Origin of the sequence: Lysinibacillus sp. FSL R7-0073 (assembly GCF_038009065.1) — a bacterium.
GTDB lineage: Bacteria > Bacillota > Bacilli > Bacillales_A > Planococcaceae > Lysinibacillus > Lysinibacillus fusiformis.
In genome coordinates this window covers 2618842-2641961 of sequence record NZ_JBBPAS010000001.1, presented here as the reverse complement: position 1 = coordinate 2641961, position 23120 = coordinate 2618842, and the positions used below count along the sequence as shown (strand labels likewise).

Genomic DNA, 23120 nt, shown 5'->3' with positions numbered 1-23120 from the left:
AAATAACTGTAAAATGGAATACTGGAGAATTAACGGCAACAGCAAGGAATCTAGCAACTACTCACTATGCTGATAAAGGATTAATCACAAGTGGCAAATGGTATTGGGAGATCACTGTCGATTTAGCAGGTTTAGTATTCATTGGTGTACTAGGAAAAGATATCGGGGCGAGTTTAGCTGGGAACACTCAGGTATCACCCTATCAGCGATCCTATTCATCAGATGGATATACCAGAACAGGTGGAACAACAACCAACAAAACTTTTGGAGAACTATATGCTAAAGAAGATGTCATTGGTGTCTACCTGGATATGGATAATGGCACATTGACGTATTTTAAAAACAATAAGTTAATGGGTACACCATTTACAGACCTTCTTAATTTAGGAGGCGTCTACGCTCACTTTACGAATGCAGCTACAGGAAGAACATCAACTGTCACGGCGAACTTCGGGGCGACGCCATTCATTTACCAGGAGTGCTTAATCAAAGACATGGGAGTTTGGTCTCTTGATGGCTTTTCAATGATCAACGTTGTTAATAAAGCCCTTATATTTCATGATAGCAAATATAAAAAATGGGTTCCATCATATAACACAAATGATTTTAAAAATATGATCCCTGCATTAACAAGCAATACTTCATATTCAGGAGGAGAAGTAATAGGTCTTTCCGCAAGTTCTAATAGCTCTGTGGTATACAACTATTCAGTGTTTGATAAAGTAAATGCAAATACTAGTGGGGGCGATGCTTTTTTCTCTACTAGCGGAGGATGGGTAGGATTTAATTTTAAGAATAAAGCTATTATTTGTAAATATATTATTACTCTTGGCAATATAAGTAGTCCGACATATGCCCCTCAAATTTTTAAATTTGAAGGAAGCGATGATTTAGTAAACTGGACTGTAATAGATATTCAATATATAACAGATTGGAAATCACCAAGAGAAAGAAGAGAGTTTCCTATTCCGTTATCGTATTTCAAAGCATTCAGAGTCTTTGTAGAAAAGAATAATGGGGCTGCCAATGGAAATTCTATCATTGGGGAATTAGAGTTTATAGGACAAGAGAATGTATTTTCCTTAGAAGAAAGATGGGAAACTGTTCCTCAACAGCAATTAGCAGAAAAGGCTATGGATTCGTTACTTCTATTACTGGATCGATTCACAAAAGAATTAAAGCCAATTGTAATGATGAAAAGAGAGTAGGTGAACATATGGCGACCTTATTTGATAAATGGACATTCGAAGGATCTAGCCTTTTAGGGGAGGAAGGATGTAGATTAAATGTTTACAGGAATCCTACATTCTCCATGGATAAAGTAAAGGATCAAGTAAAAACAATAGCTACATTTGGCTCTCAGAATGGGTTTATATCCGCACAGAGATTTACAGATAATACAAACGTAACTGCTATCTGTGCATTCCGATTAAATGCTGATTCTATTTATACGGTTCATTATGAATGCCAAGTATTAGGTATTACAAATGGAACTTATTTAGGTAGTGCCATTACAGTTAGTAATGGAAATAAAATAGGTGTAGGCTATTACGGAACAGGTCACGTATTAGTGCCATCAAATGTTAGCATTCAAAAAGGAAAATGGTATATCATTGCTTATCGAAAGACAGGAAATGTGATCGATGTATTTTTAGATGGTCAACTGATTCATACCGTTACTGCACATTCCACACATGCAGGAGCTCCATTTCTTACAGGTCAATACTGCAATAGTTCTGGAATACATTCGAAAGTAAATCGTTCCTATGTAGAATTACAAGTATATGAAGATACATTGTCTGATCAAGAAATTAGAATTTTGTCTGAAGGTATTAAAAACAAATCTCTTATTCTCCATGAAGGTAAGTACAAAAGATGGAATGAGGAAGTCCCAGCAGAACCCGAAGTCTGGTCTGATGACAAAATTAACTTAGTAACGAAAATGACGAGTAATTCCTCTGGCGGTCAATTAGCATTTTGGACGTATAACACTGATAAACCAGGAGCAGGTATTGCATATAACGCATTTGATTATGCCACCGGCGGTGAAAACACTGGTATAAGCAGACGTAGCGGTTCGGGTATAGTAGGCATCATATTCCCAAAAGAAGTTACAGTAGCTAGGTATGAAATAGAAGCACATAACATTGCAAAATATGCCCCTAGAATTTTCACCATAGAAGGTTCGAATGACACTACTTCAGGTCTTGACGGAACATGGACAACCCTCGATTCAAGAACAGGTATATTCTTTACTCAATACGAAAAGAAATCTTTTGAGCTAAGTGAGTCATCAACATTCAAAGCACTTAGATTAAATACAGTTGCTACCAATGATACAATTACAGGTTTTGCAGAGCTTCGCTTCTTCCCACCTAAGTTATTGCTAGAAGAATATAAGCCTAAAATACCTGCTCATTGGTCTGAAATAGTAACGATACCTTCTACTGTCAAAGAAGTTTTAGAAATAGGTATGGAGTCATTGTCTACACTTCTTAATCGCAGTGCTATAGAAACGGATTGGATTACAATGATGAAAAGGGAGTAGGTTTAAGTTTGGCAGAAAATAACTTTTATTCTCCATGATGGTAATAAATGAAATGGAATGAAGAAAAACCTGCTACACTACCTGGTTATGTTGCAAGGTTCCTCTTATGAAATCCAATACATGTCCAGAAGGTGAAGCTTTTACGAACAAGAGCCCAGATAGAAGTGATTCTATTGATTACGCTATGGAATATAAACAAAGGGATGGAAAAGTGGGTTATAACTTCATGAGGAAAGTAAAGGTAGGAGGATATGGAGTAGTCTGTAGATATGACCGTGGACTCAAGGCATGGAGATTTGTATGACAGAAAAGTTTATTCAATCAAATTAAACGAGCTTATTGAAATCTCGAATACCACCGATATCCCATTTATTGAATACGGTATGGCGGCAGAACAAAATCTTAATATTACACTTTCAACCAAAAGAGAGGGAATAACTAAAGTACAATTAACCCAAAAACCACTTAAGATAGAGGTGAAGTAACATGGATGTTTTTTGGAATGCTTCAACTGGCGTTACATTAAGCAATAATAATTTAACAGCGAGTGTAGCAAACTCAAGCTATGCTGCAAAAGCGAACGTTGGGAAAACAAAAGGAAAGTATTTTTGGGAAATAACATATGTAAGCGGTGGTAGTACAAATGCCATGGTCGGTATTATAAATGGGTTGGCCTCAGTAATTGCCGGAGAATTTGGATCAAATAATATACGGTATTATTATTCTTACACTGGTGGGAAATATCCAGGTGCATTGGCATATGGTAACATTTATACGTTCAACGATGTTATCGGGGTTTTATTAGATTTAGATAATGGCCATCTTGAATATTATAAAAATGGAGTGTCACAAGGGTATGCTTTCACAAACATTTTAACAATGGGTGAAGTATTTGCTGCATTTTCTTCTGGGGGTAGTGCTGTAGGGGTACAGTGTACTGCAAACTTTGGTGCAACTGATTTTAGATTCTTGCCAAAAGATCTACCGAAAGGCACACTTTCGTATGATGAAAGTAAAATTCTTTCAATAACAGATAACATTCCAACAAAAGACCCGGTCAAATTTAGATATGTGTCGTCTAGTAATTTAGCAACTCCACTTGGAAACGGTGTCTCATTAACACCTGAACAGTTGATTTCTCTATTACATGATGGAACAATTACTAAACAAGGGAATTACGGTGCTGTGTTATTTAGAGTTCCAGTCACATCTACGATTGTATTTGCAGTAGAAGATGACTGTAAAGTTTGGGCATCTAGTGGGCTCTATAGCGATTCAGGTGGACCATCCGGGAAGAATCTCCTTATCTACAAATTAGACGAAGCATCTCAAACTTATTCATTGTATAAAACTGTGCCAACAACAATAACAGAAAAGTGGTATGTTCTTTGTGATCATTTACCAAAAGGAACCTATAGATTCCAATGTGAAGCCTCCTATGTGCAATTTAACGAGCTATATTTTGAAACTGTAAAACAAGAGAAGATCTTATTTGGTTTTGATAATAAAGCATATGCCATTGTAGGAGAAGATGGTGCATATGGCACAAAGATGACATCGAATAATTCACCAGCCCCTCTAGTAGCAAGTGCTAGTAGCAACTGGAGTACAGACTACTTACCCTGGAAAGCATTTAATGGAACTAATTTAGATGTCTATGATTATTGGGCAACTTCTAATAGATTGACAACTGGATACATACAGTTAGATTTTGGTATTCTTCGCAAAATAAACGTAATCACTTTATTCTGTAGAAATGCATCTGGTTCGGAACTGAATGCACCAAAGGATATCGATGTACAAGCATCCACTGATGGTACCAACTTCGACAAAATTGGTGAAATCAGAAATCAGACAGGATGGAAGATGAATGAATCCAGAACATATACAATCAATAATCATCGATCTTATCGCTATTATCGATTAAATGTATTAGCGAATAATGGAGGTGCTGATTATGTCGGTATAGGTGAAATCATATTCGGTTACAAGCATCTCAAACTTGTGGAGCTACAAGAAGCCACTGTGCATAATTTTATTAATTACGGTAATCAAGAGATGAACGCATTGAACAACATCATGATCCATAAGGAATATGTGCTAACACCACAAAATTCACTAAAGGTACAATTAACACGAAAGCCATTATCTCTAACGTTTAAATAGAAATGCCTAAATAGCCGAATATCAAGGTGCTTTAGCTTTAATCTAGTTTCGTTAAAGGCAAGGCAATTACTACACAAGCAATAATTCCGAAGAAGATGACTTCACAATTGAGAATAATCCCTTTCAAATGAAAAATAAAGCCGGTTGCCTTAGGTTTTTCTTAAGAACATATGTAAAAGCAAGACATGGTAGTATGGAAAAAAAGCAAGTGTTAATTAGCCCGGTCTATTTCTAGTTTTTTTGTACTTTAAGAAATCGAAGAAAAGCCCCAATATACATTTTGTTAAAAGTGAATATTGGGGGGCAGTTCCACATTAATTATTTATTTTTTTCATTTTGAATACGACTGAAATCTACTTCCTCAGCGAACTCTTCTCTGTTTTTACGCTCTCTGTTAGCATTTTGATTTTGATTCTGTTGTTTTTTGTTGTCTTGAGTTTTATTATTCTTATGTTTATTATTACCCATGATCATCTCACCTCCACCATTAGTGTGAGTGAAAGATGATTTTTTATCCGTATAATTTACAATATGTGATTACAAAAGGTTTGAATTGAGTAACATTTTCATTCCACAACACTTTGTCCATACTTTAAAGGATGAAGATTTGGTAACAAAATTAAACGAATATTTCTTTATTGCACTAATGGGTGTTTTAATTAAAGATCATTGCGTGCAAAAACGAAAAAGTAGCTTAGAAGGAACATTTTCAAGGCTTTAAAAAGTGGTAATAAATTCAGGGGCAATTATTCAAATGACCACCAAGGATCGATCTGAGTTTTATTCTGTCTATTACTCATTAAAGATGGATACCTCATGAAACAAAAAGACAGAATTTAATCTAAAAATTTTCTAGATTAAATCTGCCTTTTTGTTTTAACAGTAACAATCTTAGAGAAAGCAGCCAGACTAAAAAGGGCTTCTCAGGACAATCACTTAGCTTTTACTCTGAAATAAGAGCTATCGGAAATTAACTCTATCTACTCTGCATTTTACCAAATTGAAACTCGATCTTCCGGAGCTATATACATGCCATCTCCAGGCTTAATTCCATAGGTATCATAGAATTCCTGGAAGTTAACAATTGTGCGGTTTACCCGAACTTTATTAGCTGAATGTACATCGTTTTTGCTCAGCATTGCTGCAAATTCTTTTGTTGTTGTGGATTTCCACATTTCTGCATTACTTTCGAAATATGCTTTATAATCTGGATTACTCATTTGGGATACAACTTGCAATGAAGCCGCCATTCCACCTAAATCAGCACCATTTTCACTTAATGTAAGCTGACCGTCATTTAAAACACCAGGGATAATCTCAATGGCATTATAAAACTCAATCAATTTCTGATTTTTCTCTTCAAATTTCTTAAAGTCTTCCTCTGTCCACCAGTTATTAGCATTGCCATTTTCGTCGTATGCAGAGCCGTTGTTATCAAATGCATGGCTGATTTCATGGCCAATAATCATGCCAATAGCACCATAATTTTCTTCAGGTTTAGCATTTATATCATAGAAAGGCGCTTGAAGAATACCAGCAGGGAACGTAATTTCATTATTAAGAGCATTGTAAAAGGCATTTACAGTATATACGCTTGTTACCCATTGCGTTCTATCCACCGGTTTATCTAGCTTGGCTTTCGTGTTATCAATGTATGCTTTTGTTACTGTGAAGGTATTAGAGAATAGCGAACCACCTTCGTCATATGTTTTGATAGCTACTTTGTCTAATGTCGTATCCCACTTGTCTGGATAACCGATTTTAACAATCATCGTATCCAGTTTTTTAATGGCTTTAGCTTTTGTTGTTTCTGACATCCAATCAAGAGATTTGATTCTTTCCTCATACGTAGCAATTAACTTATCTACCATTTGTTCAACATCTTCTTTAGCTTCTGGAGAAAAATGTTGTTCGGCAAACATTTGCTCCAAATAGCCGCTCATTGTGCTAGTTGTCTTAGCTACTGCGATATCTTGATCTGTTTTTTCTCCTGTAACTCCGTATAATGTTGCGGCAAACTCATTAGCAGCATCTCCGAATTCATCTGACAACAGACCGCCAGTTGCCATAAGAAGTTGCACTTTAGAGTAAGCTTTAAGCACATTAAGATTAGTGTCAGTTAAGAGCTCCGCGCCTTTTTGTGCTAGCTTTACATCAAATACAATTACTTTATCAGCACTGTCAACTTTCATCGACTTCAAAACTTGTTTCATATCTACGGTTTTGAACATATCATCGAATTGTTGGATTGAATATGGGTTATAGTATTTATTGACGTCGCCTTGTTCATGAGGATCAAGCGATACGGAAGCAAGGACTTTTTCCATTTCGTAAATTTTCTCGGCAAGTGCTTTTGCAGTAGACTCTTTCTCGCCTGACACGACTAAAAGTTTAGTCATATATTGAATATAGGCTTTTTTCGCTTTAGAGTCTTCTGTTACAAAACTGTTCTTATCTAAACCAGTAGCTAATCCAGTGTAATACAGAGCATTTTTACTGCTGTTCTTTGCATCGTTCATGATGGCAAAGCTGAATAGTGAGCTTAGGCCCAATTCTTTCTCTAGGGTAAGATCTGCTTGCACAAGATCACCAAGGGTTTTAGCATCGTCAATTGCCTTTACATATTTTTGAATAGGCTCAATCCCTTGTTTATTTCTATTGTTTGTATCCAATGCCGTCGAATAGAAGTCGGCAATTTTCTGTTCTTTTGTTCCTTCAGCAAATTGTTTGCCAGAAAGCTCAGTAATTATTTTTTCAATTTTATCTGTATTCTGTTTTTGAAGCTCAGGAAATCCACCGCCCATGATTTCTCCTACTGGAATTGTTGATTTATTTAACCATTCCTTATTGATTGCTTCGTAAAAATCGTCATGTAAATGGGAGCCTTTGAGTGTCCATATTCTGGCGATCATCTGTTGGAACTCATCGATTGAAATAGGGTCGTTTGCGCCTAATGTGCCGTCAGGGTTGCCTGTCAGTACGCCTGCTTTTGTCAGATTATCAATATCTTTCTTAGCCCAAGTAGGTATATCAGTGTACTCAACTCCAAATGTGCCACTACGAAGATCATTTCCAACAGGCTCTGGCAATTCGCCGAATGCTCTGCTCAACATAACTAAAGCTTCAACTTTCTTAGCTGGCTCATTTTCTCGTAAATCTTTGTTTTTTGGGCCTTGTATAATCGCTTCTTTATTTAGTCCTGATTGATATGCATCTGCTGCTATCAACAAGGTTTTAACAATCTCTCCTCTTGTCGCTGGTGGGGACTTTTCATCGGCATATACCGCTACACTTACTGACAGGGCCATTATAATGGCCATGAGTAAGGATAAAAACTTCTTTTTCATCTTCGTGCTCCTTCTTAGTGAATTTGTATAAATAAAGGGAATTGGGTAGATTTTAGAATTTCTACCATTTTTACATTGTAGTTGATTTTTTTTAGTTTGAAAATATGTTAGGAGTTTTTTCATTTCAAGAGAGCATTATCTAGCTAATTTTGCGCTAATAGAGCTGAGAAAGGTAACTTTTTAATTAAAAATCACTTTAGAATGACTGATAGGGTTTACATAATAATGTACTAAGATACATTCCGATGAAATAAATGGTTAAGGTTTTATTGTATACGAATAATAATAAATCTATGCTCAGCGAAGGCATCATGCACTGCTAAATGATAGGGTAGTATTACTGTGTTTGTTTACCAAAGAGGTATTACGGAGAAATTTGAATGAAAAAAACCAATTGACGTTTCATACTATTTTTCGTATTATATGGAGGAAAAGAATGCCCGGACTTAAACGGGAGAGGTTCATAGCTGATACCCTCTATAAAAAACTATGGAAACATGACATTATGCCATGTCCATATCGGACGTGGCTTTTTTATGTTTAGACGTATGTTTGAATAGATTAATGGGTGAAGCCTCTCTTGAAAAGTGTTGGGAAACATTTAACAAGGAGGTTTTTTTATGTCTGGTCGAAGCCATGAAGAAGGATTGAAAGATTTAACATTATTAGGTAATCAAGGGACGAACTATTCATTTGAGTATGCACCTGAGGTATTGGAGGCCGTAGATAATCTTCATTCCAATCGAGATTATTTCGTCAAGTTTAATTGTCCAGAGTTCACTAGTTTATGCCCGCTTACCAATCAGCCTGATTTTGCAACGATGTACATCTCGTACATTCCGGACAAAAAAATTGTTGAAAGTAAATCACTAAAGTTGTATTTATTCAGTTTTAGAAATCACGGTGATTTCCATGAGGATTGCGTTAATATCATTATGAATGACCTAATTACATTGCTTGACCCTCGATATATCGAGGTCTGGGGGAAATTTACTCCACGTGGGGGGATTTCAATCGATCCCTGGTGTAACTATGGGAAACCAGGAACTAAATACGAGGAAATCGCAAATTATCGTTTAATGAACCATGATCTTAATCCGGAAAAAATTGATAATCGATAAATGAGGAATTGGTAAGTCCAATCCAGAAAGAGGTTTTTAGCTACCCTCTTAAAAAAACTAAGGGGAAGGCAGCACTTTTTCTTAGAGTGCTGTTTTTTCAATCAAAGGGAGTTTTTATTGATGAAGCAGGAAAAAGCAATTGTTGTATTTAGTGGAGGTCAGGACAGTACAACTTGTTTGTTCTGGGCAAAAGAACGTTTTGCAGAGATTGAGGCAGTCACTTTTGATTATGGTCAAAGGCATCATCTTGAAATTGATTGTGCGAAGCTGATAGCAGAGGAGCTTGGTATCAAGCATCACATCCTTGATATGTCACTCCTGAATCAGCTCGCTCCGAATGCATTAACGCGCCAAGATATTAAGGTGGAAGATGGTGAAAATGGTGAGCTTCCATCGACGTTTGTACCTGGACGAAATCTTCTTTTTCTTTCATTCGCCGGCGTTTTAGCGAGCCAGGTAGGAGCTAAGCATATCGTAACTGGTGTATGTGAAACGGATTTTAGCGGATATCCAGATTGCCGAGACGTTTTTATTAAGTCTTTGAATGTAACGTTAAATTTATCGATGGATGATTCCTTTGTAATTGATACACCATTGATGTGGCTGGATAAAGCACAGACATGGGAGCTTGCTGATCAGTTTGGGGCACTAGAATTTGTTCGGGAGAGAACATTGACTTGCTATAACGGTGTAATAGCAGATGGTTGTGGGGAATGCCCAGCATGTAAACTGCGAAAAAAAGGGCTTGATGAGTATTTAAGCTATAGGAAGGAGTTTTAGGCATGTTAGATTTTAAAATTGTCGATAAGCTCCAAAAAATAGGTGAAGATATTCAAAGCAATCAATTGAACTATCATGCTAAGCGTGTGCTTGTAAGCAAAGAATTTACCTTCGACGCTGCGCATCATTTACATCAATATGAGGGGAAATGCAAAAATTTACACGGTCATACGTATCGTGTCGTATTGGGACTGAGTGGATATACAGATGAACGCGGCTTGATGATTGATTTTGGCGATATTAAAAGAATATGGAAACAAAAAATCGAGATTCATTTGGATCATCGTTATTTAAACGAAACGCTTCCACCTATGAATACGACAGCAGAAAATATAGTTGTTTGGATATACGAACAATTGGTAGAGGCCTTGCGTGAAGAACAAAGAGATAACGGTGCGTGCGTAGAGTTTATCAGGCTATATGAAACTCCGACAAGCTATGCAGAAGCGAGACGGGAGTGGATGGAAGTTGAGTAAGGTACCTGTTATCGAGATTTTTGGACCGACAATTCAAGGTGAGGGAATGGTAGTTGGTCAAAAGACCATGTTTGTAAGAACGGCGGGCTGTGATTATTCTTGTTCTTGGTGTGATTCTTATTTTACGTGGGACGGGAGCGGAAAACATCTTATTGTTCAAATGACAGCGGAAGAGATTTGGTCTGAGTTGAAGCGCCTTGGAGGTAATGGCTTTTCATTTGTAACGATTTCAGGGGGGAACCCTGCCCTTTATCCCAATTTAGAAGCGCTTATTGCGATTTTAAAAGAAAACGACATAAAGATCGGAGTGGAAACACAGGGTAGTAGGTGGCAAAACTGGATGTATGACATTGATGAATTAACAATTTCACCAAAGCCTCCTAGTTCGGGAATGACCACTGAGCATTCGGTGCTCGCTGATATTCTCGAAAAACTTAAAAGGCGAAATAGGAATCACCATATTTCACTCAAAATAGTCGTTTTTAATCAAGGGGATTACGATTTTGCCAAACAAATTCACTTTCTATATCCAATGATTCCTTTTTATCTGCAAGTCGGAAATGATGATCTCACAACGATTGACAATTCACGCTTAATAAGCGATTTATTAGAAAAATATCATGCATTGATTGATAGAGTGATGAAAGATGAAGAATTAAAAGCTGTCAAAGTATTGCCGCAGTTGCATGCACTTGTATGGGGCAATAAAAGAGGTGTATAGTGTGCCGTTACAAAATGTCTATATATATATTGGAGGAGTAGTATTTTGAGAATTTTGTTTTATTTATTATCGATTGTCATCGCTAATGTGGTAACGGCGGCATTTGCGCCATTGCAGTTTGGAATGTTTATTGTTCCCATGGGGACGCTTTTAATTGGGGCGACCTTTATTTTTCGGGACCTTGTGCAAAATAAATATGGTAGAGCAAAGACATATATATTTATTATTGCAGCTTTAATTTTATCAGCAGTCGTGTCATTCATATTGGGGGATACACTTTTAATTGTGGTAGCATCGGCTGTCTCATTTGTTGTCGCTGAAACAGCTGATACAGAAATCTATACTCGACTGAAATTACCAATGGCTTGGCGAGTGTTATACAGTGGAATCGTTGGAGGGTTTCTAGATTCCGCAATTTTCGTTGTAATTGGTTTGAGCCCACTTGGAGCCAATATATTGCCTTGGGAAGCAGTACCAGCCGCTATTTTAGGACAAATTATTGTGAAGACAATTATACAAATGTTCGGTGCCCTAGTTCTTGGTCAAGTGGGAGCAATAAAAGAAAAGCGTATTGTTTCAGGCTAATTCTTTGTAGTAGAGGGCTACTCGCCTCCTTTGGGAAAAGTGAGTAGTCCGCATAGAGTAATAGTTATATTAAATTTTCCATTTTTATGCCAAATCTAACGCTAGTATGCTATGATTTTCTTTATAGATAGAAAAGACAGGGGGTTTTGGACTTTGAATAAATATACTAGTGGAGATATTATTTTTAGTTTATTTTCAATTTTAGGACTGTTATTTTACATAATTCCGATTGTTTTTATAATTTGGTTTGCTATTAGTACGACTAAGCAACTTAAAAGACAAACAAAATTATTAGAAGAAATTAAAGAAAGTATAAAACAATAACAATGGATACTATGAAGGGACTTGAAGTTGAAATCACTACAAGTCCTTTTGTTATGCTTGTCAATACGTAGTAAATGGTATGGTCCTAAAAAATTATAAAAACTATAAAAAACAGGTACTCTAATGAGACCTGTATTTTTAAGAATGGTAATCGCTATGAACTAGGGGATGGAATAAAGGGTTTAGTCACATTAGTGTTCATAGCGATTCCCCCCTTACAAAACATATTATTTACTTATTTTGTAAATTGTATACCATGTAACCTGTAAAAAGAAAAAAGAATATTATTGCTATACATAGACAATCGCTCGCACTTAAAGGTAGTTTGTTGAAAAATTGTAGAGGATGACATGATATTCTATGGATGAACACGCATACTAACAAAAAACTAGGTACTCCACTAAGAGAGTACCTAGTTTTAATTATGAAAAAAGGAAGGGTCACTTGGGATGGAGTAACCCTAGTAACAATTCGGAGGTGTAAGGCTAATTTAGCTTTACACTATTAAGTATATGTTAGGTTCGCTATCGTTAAATAGTTAATTGCCTGAATGATCATAAAAAGAAACTCCTGAATAGTTTCAGTTATAAATTGAAAATAAAGGGATAGAAATGGTAAAATGGAAATAACTTTAGGTAAAGGGGAGATAGCTTGTGAAAAAAAGATCTATACGTTTTTTAAGCATGGGCATTGGATTCTCCACTGCTGTTTTTTTCTAGAAGGTTGATCAAGGGATAAGTCTGTCCTTTTTTAGAAAAAAACCTAAAGGAGATTCAACATGAAATCAAAACTAATACGTAAAAATCCGATGCAGGCACCTAAACCTGTCGGGAAATATAGTCATGTCACAATTATTCCAAAAGATGCGACAATGTATGCTTTTTCAGGACAAATTGGTTTGGACCAATATGATCAATTACCACAGACATTATGGGAACAAATTACAAATACCTTTAAACATATTGAAACGATTTTAGCTTCAGAGGGAATTGATGCCACTCACATTGTAAAGGTCAATATTTGGGCTACAGAGGAAATAGATTGGGATCATTTCTACGAGCAATGGGAAGGTATGTTTGGCGAATCCTTTCCATCAATGACCATAGCCTACGTATCGGCACTAGGTTTACCTGAAATTAAAATAGAGCTTGATATTTGGGCGGCTAACTAATTCGACGCTTCGTCATCATCGTCTATCTCCTTAAACGTTTATTTTACGAGGATGATTGGAACGGGTGGGCGGTCCCGTCTGCGAAAAGCGTCCGCCAGTAGTGAAAATCACTTGCTTAACTTTATTTCATTGTACAATTAGAAGACGACAATATCATTTGAATATTGTCGTCTTTTTTCGTCCATTGCCACAAGATTATCGGAACATTTTTTTTAATTGCTTCATTTCATAATTTAAATCATCAATTTGTTTTTGCAGTTTATCAATATCATTATTTTTACTTTCGTTCTCCTGTATCTCATCTTCCAAAGCAAGACCTGCTGCAATGGTCGCTAGTGCATCACCTAGTGTTGTGATGGCTCCCGCAATAACAGCCAGTTTAGCTGCTTGACTCACTGATTCAGTTCCTTCACTATTCCGATTGCCTTTGTTATTTTTCATAAAATCCTCCCTGCAAAAAAGGGTATTATTTGCATAGTATGCATGTTGTAAGAGACAGGTGCAGAACATGGGAGTCAAGCAGCAAAAAAGGTCACTTATTGAAAAATAAGTGACCAAATAAAATGGGGATGTGTATCTTGCTGAAGATATGAGCAAAGATGGAAAGCGAGTAGGGTACATTACCAATATATGACGTTTCACTTTAGGTTGATAGGTATATATCCTTGGCTAAGAATCTTTTCTTTTTCTTAGGGGAGGCACTGTCCAATAGGTGCCCATTCGCCACAGCCATTCCAGTGGGCCGAAGCGGAAATAGTGTAGCCATAGCTTACTACAAATCAATTGGAACACATAAATACCTAGACAAATCCATAGTGATTCGATGAATCGAAGTTGACCTATTAGTTGGAATGTATGACCAATGATTAAAATGAGTGCCGTCTGCCCTAAATAATTCGTTAAGGCCATGCGTCCATAAGCCTTTAATGGTGATAATAGTTGTTGGAATAGTGCACTCTGTAAACATAGGATAACGGCTCCCATGTAAAACGCTGAAACAAACGGGCTAAACTGTAGTCCAATTAACGCAAATTGCTCCATATTAGTAATATGCTCTTCTAGCTGAATTCTGGATAATTGATCGATATCCACATTGACTGTAGGGACATACTGCCATTGATACAACCAGCTTCCTATGCTTACAAGGAACATGACAATTGTCGCTATCAGGATTTTTTTTCGATGTAGTGGGATGTTTTCAAATAGGTGATATTGGCCAGTAGCTAAACCTAATAAAATTAGTGGGAAAGGCATGAAGATTTTCATCCCAAAATAAGCTGTAAGGGCTAATAGGATAAGCCCAATTATTACATTAATTTCTTTCCGCACTTTATAAAAAGGTAAGGCTAAAAAGCCAAAGATAGCATAAACAGTTAAAGCTTCTCCTGGTTGAAAAAAGAAATGGATAATACCCATTAGTAATAAGATTAGAAGTCTGCGACTAAATAAAACATAGGCTCTATCATTTCTAGCCATTGCACGGGAAAGAAAAAGATAAAATCCTATCCCAAATAAAAAAGAAAAAATAATGAAAAATTTACCTTCTATAAAAAGTGTAAGAAAGTGACTATAGGCAATATCGCTAGCAAATTGGGGTGGTGCAATCCACATCAATGCAGGGATATTCACTAAAATAATCCCAAGTAAGGCAAATCCTCTTAAGTAATCTAATGTATCAATACGTTTGTTGTTGTCGGTTGGTTGCAACGTCATCTCCTCCTTATAAGCAAGTATAAGGACATTTCCTAAAAATTAGTAACGAAGAATGTTACGTGAATCTTACAAAATTGTCATATTGGAATTAGCTGTCCATAGGGTATGTCGATAATATAGCATGCGCATGTTTCCGCAAAAGCTGAATTAATTCAGGTGGTTCTTGGACAATCGCATCCGGACCTAGGCGATAAAAAAAGGAGCTTATAAAGTGAATCTCTCCTTGATCGATCATCATATCGATATAGCCAGTTCCATTGCCATGAGTAATCACTGCCTTCTCAAAGTTTGGCTCACTTCTGCACTGTCTTACACCTTCTCTTGTTAATTCGACATGCAAGCGTATAGGCTGCTGAGGTTCATGGGGACTCTCTAGCCATTGTTGTAAATGAACAGATGTCTCATAGCCTTTATCGCTTACATGCATTGAATGAATGCGATCGACTCGAAATAAAAGGGTTTTTTCTGTTTGTAAATGAATGGCTGGCATATACCACAAGCCATCATGCGCATATACGCCAATAGGATGGACAAGCTTAGTCGTGATACCTGATTTTGATTCATATTGAATGTCTAATTGTGAATGGTTAATAACCGCTTCCAATACGTCTGATAATAGGGGGGTAGATATGGCGCGTTTAGGGTTCCAAAAGGCCATATAGGATTGCAAACTATCTACCTTTTTTTGCGCCTCCTTCTGCAATGATTCATATAGTTTTTGTGACACAGACTTCATCTCTGTATTAAATGGTAAATCACGATAATAGTGCAGCGATTGGAATGCAAAGAAAATAGCAACCGCTTCTTCCTCTGTAAATAAAATAGGGGGAAGGATTGCACTTGAAAGCACTGTATAACCACCATTTCTTCCTTGCTCCGCATAAATTGGCAGCCCCATATCACTTAAATCTAGCAGATAACGATGCACGGTTCGTACCGAAATGTTGAAGGCATCGGCAATTTCTTGAGCTGTAAATTGCTTTTTAGCGCTGACAAATAACAAAATATCAATTAATCGTTTAGCTTTGGACATATTTCTTCACCTTTTTTATTAATCATGTCAATAGTTGTCATGTTTTATGTTTAGTATAGACGTTGTACAAAAGATTTTCAAAAGAAGAGGAGCTGACATGATGTCACGAGAAATAGTGGTATTTATCGGAATAAGTTTAGATGGGATTATAGCGAAAGAGAATGATGACTTACAGTGGCTGGAAGAAACAGAGGGAGAAAGGGATAATGGCTATACGGATATGTATCAAACAATTGATACCGTTATAATGGGAAAACGAACATATGATTATATCATAGAGCATATTGATACATTCCCGTATTCTGATAAGAAATGTTATGTGTTCAGCAAATCTCAAACGGGAAAAGATGAGCATGTGGAGTTTGTTCAAGGGGATGTGGTGGCGTTTACTAAGAAATTAAAAGAACAACCCGGCGCAAAAATTTGGATGGTCGGTGGTGCTGATATATTGGATGCTTTTTTACAGGAGCAGTTGGTTGATGAATGGATCATCACCATTACCCCACATTTATTAGGGTCAGGTATTCCATTATTTAAACAGCCCCGACCTTTTGAAGATTTAAAGCTGCTTGAGACAAAACGATACGGTCAAATGGTTCAAATGCATTACAAGGTGAAGAAAGAGGAGTAAGATACTACGGATTAAAAGGAAAGGATAGATGATGAAAATCTATCCTTTTTTCAAGGAATAATTTATATAGATGTAAGAAATCTTATGTTTCAAACGTATAGGTAAGCTAAAGAGACAAGACAAAGGAGCGGTAAATATCACCCATAATTCCTTGCATTTGATGAACACCTGAATCTGAGTTAGACATGACAACAAAGCCTTTTTCTAAATAGGGGTAAGCAACTAGCATGCATTGATAGCCAACACCCCAGCCTAAAGAGGAAATTTCAACCTGCTCACCTTGGCCATCAAAAAATACGCCAAGTCCTACAGATTCATTACAACCCTTTGTATGCATGAGTTCATGCATTGTAGGAGCTGTCAGACCTAGTTTTCCTTTTCCTCTAAGTGTTTGCATCATGTCGATTAACAACTTAGCCAAATCCGAAGGTGTCGTCCAAATGCCGCATGCTGCATCGTAAGGATACAGCGGGTGGCTTGGTATTGTTCTAGTGCCATCCTTATGGTGACCACTTGCTGTATTAGCTATAGGGAGTGCAGATGAAAAAAAGCTGTGATGCATGGCTAATGGTTGAAAAATAAGGTCGCCCATGAGAGATGAAAATGGCGTATTTGTGAGGTCCTCAATTAGCAATTGAATGATGCAATAGCCTGCATCCGAATAATGAAATTCTTGATTTGGTTCGAGTGTGCTCTCGATTGGACTGTTGCAATAAGGCGTTGCACCTTGTAATAAATCCTTCATAGATGGCCATTGAGCCAAAGAATGTAGGGGAGAAAAGCTATCTTCCGGATCAACTATACCAGATTGATGACTTAATAAATTTCGCAATGTCACTTTTTTTGCCCGAGTATAATCACTCTCTGGCAACTTCCAAGAGAGAAGATGACGATTAATATCCTCATCTAAGTCGATTTTTCCTTGCTCTACTAGCTTTAGCACTAAAATGCTTGTAAGTAATTTACTAATCGAACAGGCATTAAAAATGGTTTCTTCATTTACATAATCAGTTGTTCCAACCTCTAACACTCCAAGGCACTCTGTTCTTCGAATCTCTCCATGTTCAATAAAAGCAAGACTAAGCCCTGCAATTTGATTTTGCACCATGAGGTCATAAATAGTTAGCATATAATATAGGCTCCTAGTTTTTCTTGTATTATAACATGAGAAAGGAATGTATGTTCTTACCTATCGTGAACGTACATGAATAATCATTGAGGGACTCTGTGCACGGAATTCATGTTTTTGCCATGTACCATATAGGTGTACCAATTCAAAGCCATTTTGCTGCAATAGTCTCATCATTTCCATAGGGTATGTATAGCGCAGTAAAATGGAATCCTCGTAGGTTTTTCCATCCTGTTGATGGACGGCATGGCACGTTAAAATTTGCGTGACAGGGTCATATTCCTCACGATGGAAAGTGAATCGTTGTTCGCCGTTGCTAGTGACCATTTGTTCCTCATATTCATCAATGCTCGAAAGCTCACTTAAAATAGCATTTCTTGTATAGAAAAGAAACTCACCACCTGGCTGTAAATGCTTTTTAACTGATTGTAATAATGCATTTTGACTGTCATTCGTTAAAAAATGTTGAAAGGAATTGCCTGTCATATACATAAATTTTGTGGTGATAGGTAATTGTAGCTGTGTACAATCTTGTACAATAAATTGCACTTCCACATCTTGTTTTTCTGCTTTTTCGATACCATGTGAATCATCCCTTCATGAAGATCTATCCCAAAGACAGGAATCCACGAGCAGCTAATGGAATGGCTATACGGCCAGTGCCACAGGCTAATTCAATAATGGGGTCTTTTTTCGTACCAAGATAGCGTTGAATATAGTGAAGGTCGTCTTGGTAGTGGGCATAAAGAGAGTCATAATCGGATGGATTATTATAAGTCTGTAAATTATTTTCGAAATTGTGTGGGTTCATCTTGTCCTCCTATTTTCTATTATTAATATTATTGTATAATATAGGGAAAAATTCTACAAAGATACATGAGAGGTGATTCTACAATGACAATGGAACTTCCGCAAAAAATACATATTATTGGCTCTGTTGGTAGTGGAAAAACGACATTAGCACGATCATTATCCAAAACTCTTCAGCTTCCTTTTCATGAATTAGACAATGTAGTTTGGATTCGCAAACAATCGGGGGATATTAGAAGGACGGAGCAAGAAAGGCAGGAATATCTACAAAGTATTATCCAAACGGACGGGTGGATTATTGAAGGAATTCATCAAGAGGAATGGGTGTCACAAAGCTTCCAGCAAGCGGATTGTATCATCTTTCTGGATACTCCGTATAAAATTCGTACTGCTCGAATTATTAAGAGATTTTTCAAACAAAAAATCGGGATTGAAAAATCCCATTATGAGCCAACCTTTTCGATTTTTTTTAAAATGTTTCGATGGAATAAACGTTTTGAAGAGGTAGGGAAGCCTAATTTTTTTATCAACCAGGATGACGTAATAGATAAACTGGTAGTTGTTAGGGATAAAAAGGATGTAGATAATTATTTTCGTCAGTTTCAACCAATAAAAAGCGTATCCCGATGAATGGATACGCTTCTGGATTAGGCATTTTTCTTTGTGCGTGTTGTACGCTTTCTTGTCGTAGGTTTTTTCGTCTTATCTAAAGATGCTTGTAGCGCTGTCATTAAATCTGTGACATTATCAGGAACTGGTCGTTGTTGATCGCTCGTGGCTACCATATTGGTTGCTTTCTTCTCTTCAATTAATTCCAGCAATGCATTCCGATAATCATCTGTATATTTCTCCGGGTTAAATGAGGTCGTTAATTGGTCGACAAGCATTAGAGCTGTCTCTAATTCCTTTGGTACAACGTCTTGCTCGCTTGGAATATTCGGGACATCACCAACACTTCTTACTTCATCAGGATAATGAATGGTCTCCATCACTAGGGCATTTTGATACACTCGCACGACCGCAAGCTGTTCTTTTGAACGAATAATGATTTTAGCAATACCAATTTTGCCTGATTGCTCTAACGTTTTACGCAATAACGAATAGGCTTTAGCACCAGTTGAATCAGGGGATAGGAAATAGGTGCGTTCAAAATAAATCGGATCGATTTCCGTTAATTGTACAAAATCAATAATTTCAACGGCTTTCTCTTCATTTTCTTTTCGTAGGTTTTCTAAATCCTCTTGATCCAGTACGACAAATTTATTTTTTGTATATTCATAAGCTTTTACAATATCCTCATCTTTTACTTCTTGATTGCAGCCCTCGCAAACCTTTTTATAGCTAATGGGTGTATGGCATTCCTTATGAAGCTGTCGCAGTTTAATATCTCTATTTTCTGTAGCGGCATGAAGCTTTACTGGGATATTGACAAGTCCAAAGGAAATGCTTCCTTTCCATACTGTATGCATACAATTGTCACCTCGTTTTTCTTACTATGATATATTTTGCAGTTTTTTATGTATCGTAAATCAAAATCGTCAAACACTGTAGATAAAAAGCAAGGTAGGTATTGTGACATGAAACCAATGCTTTTAACGGAATCAAATGAAATTCCAATAGGAGATGACTGGCTTTATGAAACGAAATATGATGGTTTTCGATGCCTCTTAATATGGGATGAACAACCGGTACTTATTAGTAGAAATGGGCGCAATTTAAATCATACGTTTCCGGAAATTATAGATTATTGTCACCAAATATATGCTTCAGTAAAAGCATTTTTACCACTCACCTTTGATGGGGAGCTTGTGTATTTAAGCAATCCATATAAGAGTGAATTTTCCGTTGTCCAACAAAGGGGGAGAATGCAAAATCAAGATGTCATTGCAAAACATGCACAAGCCTTTCCAATGCGGCTTCTAGTGTTTGATGTGTTAACGTTGAAAGGAGAATCGTACAGCAATCGTTATTTAAAAACTCGTAAAGAGCAATTGGCGAAGCTAGCGGCAAAGGTAAAGCTTCCAAATGTAGATTATGAAGACGGAATGGCTATACAAATTGTGCAGGCTAGTGAGGAAAGTAAAATTTTATGGCAGGCGATCAAGGTCTACAATGGGGAAGGAATAGTTGCAAAGAAGAAAACAAGTAAGTGGCTGGATAACACACGTTCAAGCCATTGGTTGAAAATTAAAAACTGGCGTTATGTGACGGTCATTGTGACGCAATATGATCATAGTAATGGCTACTTCCAAGGTTCGGTTTATGATGGGGGACATTTACGAGTGGTCGTTACATTTAAACATGGCATGAAGGAAGAAGAGCATCAAACACTCGTCGCCTTTTTTCAGGCTCAAGGGCAACGTAAGAAAGAATTATGGGAGCTAGAGCCCTCTATTTGTGTTGATATTGCCTGCATAGATTTTGATGGTAGTAAGCTTCGCGAGCCAAAATTTCATGCCTTTCGATTGGAATTATCACCAGATAGTTGTCAATGGCAGCATATGCAACGTCAGCTGTTTCCTATTCCTGAAACAGTTCCCATTACACATCCTGACAAACCTGTATGGCCAGAAATAGGTGTGACAAAGGATTATTATTTATCGTACCTGCAAAGTGTTTCACCATATTTATTGCCGTTTCTTCAAGATCGACCATTAACATTAATACGTTATCCACACGGTGTGCCGGGGGAAAGCTTTTATCAAAAAAGTAGACCAGATAAACTACCTAATTTTGTAGCCACAGCGATGATGGATGAGATTGATTATATTGTCTGTAATAACCTTGAAACATTATTATGGCTGGGCAATCAATTGGCATTAGAATTGCACATTCCGTTTCAAACACGACAAACCATGTATCCAACAGAAATTGTCTTCGATTTAGATCCCCCTTCAACGGAACATTTTTCTTTGGCGATTGCAGGTGCACTGGATCTAAAAGGTATTATTGATTATTTTCAGCTACAATCATTTGTCAAAACTTCGGGCGGGAAAGGCTTACAGCTTTATATCCCATTACCCGCAAACAGATTTACCTATGAGGAAGTTCGCGTCTTTACTGAATTTGTTTGTCGTTTTTTATGCCAACAAAAGCCACATCTATATACGATTGAGCGATTAAAAAAGAATCGCCATAATAAATTATATTTAGATTATGTGCAGCATGCTGAAGGCAAGACTATTATTGCCCCATACTCCACTCGTGGAAATGAACGAGGCTTAGTCGCAACGCCACTCCATTGGGAAGAGGTTAATGACGACTTAAAACCTTATTACTTTTCGATTCCTGCTGTTATGGAGCGAATGAAGAAAATAAATAATCCCTTTAAACACTTTCGAGAAGTAGGGGAACAACAGGATTTTCAAGCGGTTTTAGAGCGTTTAAAAGAATAAATGCTCTATCAAAAAAATTTGACAAGGTCATGAAGTATTGTAAGCTACTTCATGGTCTTTTTCATCTATTTAAAAAAGGAGATGCCTGAGACATCTCCTTTTATGATTAAAGTGGTACCTGTGCTTTCACTTTTTCTAAATAATCCAATATTCCCATCGATGACACAATCGTATCGAAAGGGATGGTTTGATAGACAGGGTGATCTGGCGGTATATCATTTGCTTGTAAATAGCTAAATAAAACCTCCTTTAATCGAGCATCTAAATAGTGAACTTGTTCCTGAAACTGGCTGGATGCTGCTCGTGCTTTACGGCCTTCTTCTAAAAAAATAGGTGTCCAATAGCGTACTTGACGATATGCCTCTGGTGGATTTTTATAAGCTCCATAATGACCAAAATATAATTCACTTGCCTGTAGCTTTTCGTACAATTGAATGGATCGCTCCATCGTTTCAGGGTTGTACTGGTTTGGGGAAGTGGAAGGTATGATTAAATCAATTGATTCACCGTCCATTTCTGGGTAACGTACACCCGTTGTATCTCCAACAAAAAGGCCATTAGTAGCGGAATAAAGCATAGAAACATGATGCTTTGCATGACCTTCTGTATGATAAAACGTTAAATGATGTTGTCCTAAATGAAGTTGTTGTTCATGACTTATTTCAATAATTCGGGCTGCATCAATGGGAACAATCGGATCAAAAAGACGGTCAAATTCGGTCCCATAAACTCCTTTGGCACTGGAAATAAGCCGGCTCGGATCAATCATATGTGCCGACCCTCTAGGGTGAACGACTAATTTTGCATGAGGGCAGCTCTGTAAAAATAAGCCAGCACCACCAGCATGATCTAAATGAATATGTGTCACAATGACATAATGAATATCCTCTAAAGCAATATTTAATTCCTTCAACCCTTCCATGATGTATGGAACGGATGGACTAGCAGACGTTTCAATTAAGGTTATTTTTTCATCAATTAATAGATAGGAGCTTGTTCGCTGTTCCCTATTTAAATCATGTGTATCAATACAATAAAAATTTGCGGCGATTTGTTGGACTCTACTCAAATGCATTTCCCCCTTAAATTTCGAAAATGTGAAACATATGCTCTAAAAGTCAAATTTTAGCTACAAAAAGTAGTAGTTATACTATATAATAATAGAAAATC

At 37.0% G+C, this 23120-nt stretch carries 24 protein-coding genes and 1 riboswitch; of the genes, 14 read left to right on the top strand and 10 right to left on the bottom strand.

Annotated features, from left to right (window positions below; translation table 11 throughout):
- Positions 1–2: 2 nt before the first annotated feature.
- The 3 genes from MKY88_RS13060 (at position 3) to MKY88_RS13050 (ending at position 4714) form a co-directional block, all read left to right on the top strand.
- Positions 3–1208 (top strand): SPRY domain-containing protein, encoded by a 1206-nt coding sequence (locus MKY88_RS13060; protein WP_340814831.1) that lies wholly within the window; start codon positions 3–5, stop codon positions 1206–1208.
- Between the two features lie 8 nt (positions 1209–1216).
- Positions 1217–2548, top strand: coding sequence for a LamG-like jellyroll fold domain-containing protein (locus tag MKY88_RS13055; RefSeq protein ID WP_328200646.1), 1332 nt, complete (start codon positions 1217–1219; stop codon positions 2546–2548).
- Between the two features lie 486 nt (positions 2549–3034).
- Positions 3035–4714, top strand: coding sequence for an SPRY domain-containing protein (locus MKY88_RS13050; RefSeq protein WP_340813867.1), 1680 nt, complete (start codon positions 3035–3037; stop codon positions 4712–4714).
- 318 nt (positions 4715–5032) lie between these two features.
- Here the strand turns inward: MKY88_RS13050 and MKY88_RS13045 are convergent, their stop codons facing one another.
- Complete coding sequence (locus MKY88_RS13045; RefSeq protein ID WP_164908719.1) at positions 5033–5182, bottom strand: hypothetical protein; 150 nt, start codon at positions 5180–5182, stop codon at positions 5033–5035.
- Positions 5183–5267: 85 nt separating this feature from the next.
- Between MKY88_RS13045 and MKY88_RS13040 the strand changes: the two genes are divergently transcribed.
- A complete protein-coding gene (locus MKY88_RS13040) occupies positions 5268–5435 on the top strand; it encodes a hypothetical protein (RefSeq protein ID WP_340813865.1) in 168 nt (55 codons plus the stop codon).
- Between the two features lie 271 nt (positions 5436–5706).
- Here the strand turns inward: MKY88_RS13040 and MKY88_RS13035 are convergent, their stop codons facing one another.
- Positions 5707–8061: a M13-type metalloendopeptidase gene (locus MKY88_RS13035; protein ID WP_340813864.1), complete on the bottom strand. Its 2355-nt coding sequence runs from the start codon at positions 8059–8061 to the stop codon at positions 5707–5709.
- A 450-nt stretch (positions 8062–8511) separates the two neighbouring features.
- Positions 8512–8558, top strand: a riboswitch (PreQ1 riboswitch).
- A gap of 123 nt (positions 8559–8681) precedes the next feature.
- On the opposite strand from MKY88_RS13035, the gene queF reads away from it, so the two are divergent.
- The 7 genes from queF (at position 8682) to MKY88_RS13000 (ending at position 13239) form a co-directional block, all read left to right on the top strand.
- Positions 8682–9182, top strand: a complete 501-nt coding sequence (gene queF / locus MKY88_RS13030) for a preQ(1) synthase (protein WP_069481583.1) — start codon at positions 8682–8684, stop codon at positions 9180–9182.
- 120 nt (positions 9183–9302) lie between these two features.
- Entirely contained in the window at positions 9303–9962 is a 660-nt protein-coding gene (gene queC, locus MKY88_RS13025; protein WP_069481582.1) for a 7-cyano-7-deazaguanine synthase QueC, read from the top strand.
- A gap of 2 nt (positions 9963–9964) precedes the next feature.
- Entirely contained in the window at positions 9965–10438 is a 474-nt protein-coding gene (gene queD / locus MKY88_RS13020; RefSeq protein ID WP_193832188.1) for a 6-carboxytetrahydropterin synthase QueD, read from the top strand.
- Complete coding sequence (queE, locus tag MKY88_RS13015; protein WP_340813862.1) at positions 10431–11159, top strand: 7-carboxy-7-deazaguanine synthase QueE; 729 nt, start codon at positions 10431–10433, stop codon at positions 11157–11159. Before queD ends, queE begins: the two co-directional genes overlap by 8 nt.
- Positions 11160–11204: 45 nt before the next feature.
- The gene (locus MKY88_RS13010) at positions 11205–11744 is read left to right on the top strand and encodes a VUT family protein (RefSeq protein ID WP_328200650.1); all 540 of its coding nucleotides are present in this window, start codon (positions 11205–11207) and stop codon (positions 11742–11744) included.
- Between the two features lie 153 nt (positions 11745–11897).
- Positions 11898–12068 carry a hypothetical protein gene (locus MKY88_RS13005; protein ID WP_340813861.1) on the top strand — a complete coding sequence of 57 codons (171 nt, stop codon included), beginning with the start codon at positions 11898–11900 and terminating at the stop codon, positions 12066–12068.
- A gap of 778 nt (positions 12069–12846) precedes the next feature.
- Entirely contained in the window at positions 12847–13239 is a 393-nt protein-coding gene (locus tag MKY88_RS13000; RefSeq protein WP_340813860.1) for a RidA family protein, read from the top strand.
- Between the two features lie 195 nt (positions 13240–13434).
- Here MKY88_RS13000 and MKY88_RS12995 read toward each other — a convergent pair whose 3' ends face one another.
- The 3 genes from MKY88_RS12995 to MKY88_RS12985 form a co-directional block, all read right to left on the bottom strand.
- Positions 13435–13680: a hypothetical protein gene (locus MKY88_RS12995; protein ID WP_193832184.1), complete on the bottom strand. Its 246-nt coding sequence runs from the start codon at positions 13678–13680 to the stop codon at positions 13435–13437.
- A 228-nt stretch (positions 13681–13908) separates the two neighbouring features.
- Positions 13909–14952: a DUF418 domain-containing protein gene (locus MKY88_RS12990; protein WP_340813859.1), complete on the bottom strand. Its 1044-nt coding sequence runs from the start codon at positions 14950–14952 to the stop codon at positions 13909–13911.
- Between the two features lie 88 nt (positions 14953–15040).
- Positions 15041–15985: a helix-turn-helix transcriptional regulator gene (locus MKY88_RS12985; protein ID WP_328200654.1), complete on the bottom strand. Its 945-nt coding sequence runs from the start codon at positions 15983–15985 to the stop codon at positions 15041–15043.
- 100 nt (positions 15986–16085) lie between these two features.
- Here MKY88_RS12985 and MKY88_RS12980 point away from each other — a divergent pair, with 100 nt between their 5' ends.
- Positions 16086–16616, top strand: a complete 531-nt coding sequence (locus MKY88_RS12980; protein WP_340814830.1) for a dihydrofolate reductase family protein — start codon at positions 16086–16088, stop codon at positions 16614–16616.
- A 106-nt stretch (positions 16617–16722) separates the two neighbouring features.
- Here the strand turns inward: MKY88_RS12980 and MKY88_RS12975 are convergent, their stop codons facing one another.
- From MKY88_RS12975 to MKY88_RS12965, 3 genes are read right to left on the bottom strand one after another with little or no spacing between them, the layout of a single operon-like run.
- On the bottom strand, positions 16723–17745 hold the full coding sequence (locus MKY88_RS12975) for a serine hydrolase domain-containing protein (RefSeq protein ID WP_340813858.1): 1023 nt from the start codon (positions 17743–17745) through the stop codon (positions 16723–16725).
- A gap of 60 nt (positions 17746–17805) precedes the next feature.
- Positions 17806–18300, bottom strand: coding sequence for a hypothetical protein (locus MKY88_RS12970; RefSeq protein WP_340813857.1), 495 nt, complete (start codon positions 18298–18300; stop codon positions 17806–17808).
- 52 nt (positions 18301–18352) lie between these two features.
- Complete coding sequence (locus tag MKY88_RS12965; RefSeq protein WP_328200657.1) at positions 18353–18556, bottom strand: class I SAM-dependent methyltransferase; 204 nt, start codon at positions 18554–18556, stop codon at positions 18353–18355.
- Between the two features lie 83 nt (positions 18557–18639).
- Between MKY88_RS12965 and MKY88_RS12960 the strand changes: the two genes are divergently transcribed.
- Positions 18640–19185: an AAA family ATPase gene (locus tag MKY88_RS12960; protein ID WP_328200658.1), complete on the top strand. Its 546-nt coding sequence runs from the start codon at positions 18640–18642 to the stop codon at positions 19183–19185.
- A gap of 17 nt (positions 19186–19202) precedes the next feature.
- Here MKY88_RS12960 and ku read toward each other — a convergent pair whose 3' ends face one another.
- Complete coding sequence (ku, locus tag MKY88_RS12955; RefSeq protein ID WP_328200659.1) at positions 19203–20024, bottom strand: non-homologous end joining protein Ku; 822 nt, start codon at positions 20022–20024, stop codon at positions 19203–19205.
- A gap of 108 nt (positions 20025–20132) precedes the next feature.
- Between ku and MKY88_RS12950 the strand changes: the two genes are divergently transcribed.
- Positions 20133–21950, top strand: coding sequence for a DNA ligase D (locus MKY88_RS12950; RefSeq protein WP_328200660.1), 1818 nt, complete (start codon positions 20133–20135; stop codon positions 21948–21950).
- Between the two features lie 106 nt (positions 21951–22056).
- On the opposite strand, the gene MKY88_RS12945 is transcribed toward MKY88_RS12950, so the two are convergent.
- Positions 22057–23019 (bottom strand): MBL fold metallo-hydrolase, encoded by a 963-nt coding sequence (locus MKY88_RS12945; protein WP_340813856.1) that lies wholly within the window; start codon positions 23017–23019, stop codon positions 22057–22059.
- Between the last annotated feature and the right edge of the window lie 101 nt (positions 23020–23120).

Coding starts and splice junctions, on each gene's coding strand:
- MKY88_RS13055 (WP_328200646.1), top strand. CDS start 1,217: ATGGCGACCTTATTTGATAAATGGACATTCGAAGGATCTAGCCTTTTA.
- MKY88_RS13050 (WP_340813867.1), top strand. CDS start 3,035: ATGGATGTTTTTTGGAATGCTTCAACTGGCGTTACATTAAGCAATAAT.
- MKY88_RS13045 (WP_164908719.1), bottom strand. CDS start 5,182: ATGGGTAATAATAAACATAAGAATAATAAAACTCAAGACAACAAAAAA.
- MKY88_RS13035 (WP_340813864.1), bottom strand. CDS start 8,061: ATGAAAAAGAAGTTTTTATCCTTACTCATGGCCATTATAATGGCCCTG.
- queF (WP_069481583.1), top strand. CDS start 8,682: ATGTCTGGTCGAAGCCATGAAGAAGGATTGAAAGATTTAACATTATTA.
- queC (WP_069481582.1), top strand. CDS start 9,303: ATGAAGCAGGAAAAAGCAATTGTTGTATTTAGTGGAGGTCAGGACAGT.
- queD (WP_193832188.1), top strand. CDS start 9,965: ATGTTAGATTTTAAAATTGTCGATAAGCTCCAAAAAATAGGTGAAGAT.
- MKY88_RS13000 (WP_340813860.1), top strand. CDS start 12,847: ATGAAATCAAAACTAATACGTAAAAATCCGATGCAGGCACCTAAACCT.
- MKY88_RS12995 (WP_193832184.1), bottom strand. CDS start 13,680: ATGAAAAATAACAAAGGCAATCGGAATAGTGAAGGAACTGAATCAGTG.
- MKY88_RS12990 (WP_340813859.1), bottom strand. CDS start 14,952: ATGACGTTGCAACCAACCGACAACAACAAACGTATTGATACATTAGAT.
- MKY88_RS12985 (WP_328200654.1), bottom strand. CDS start 15,985: ATGTCCAAAGCTAAACGATTAATTGATATTTTGTTATTTGTCAGCGCT.
- MKY88_RS12980 (WP_340814830.1), top strand. CDS start 16,086: ATGTCACGAGAAATAGTGGTATTTATCGGAATAAGTTTAGATGGGATT.
- MKY88_RS12975 (WP_340813858.1), bottom strand. CDS start 17,745: ATGCTAACTATTTATGACCTCATGGTGCAAAATCAAATTGCAGGGCTT.
- MKY88_RS12965 (WP_328200657.1), bottom strand. CDS start 18,556: ATGAACCCACACAATTTCGAAAATAATTTACAGACTTATAATAATCCA.
- MKY88_RS12960 (WP_328200658.1), top strand. CDS start 18,640: ATGACAATGGAACTTCCGCAAAAAATACATATTATTGGCTCTGTTGGT.
- ku (WP_328200659.1), bottom strand. CDS start 20,024: ATGCATACAGTATGGAAAGGAAGCATTTCCTTTGGACTTGTCAATATC.
- MKY88_RS12950 (WP_328200660.1), top strand. CDS start 20,133: ATGAAACCAATGCTTTTAACGGAATCAAATGAAATTCCAATAGGAGAT.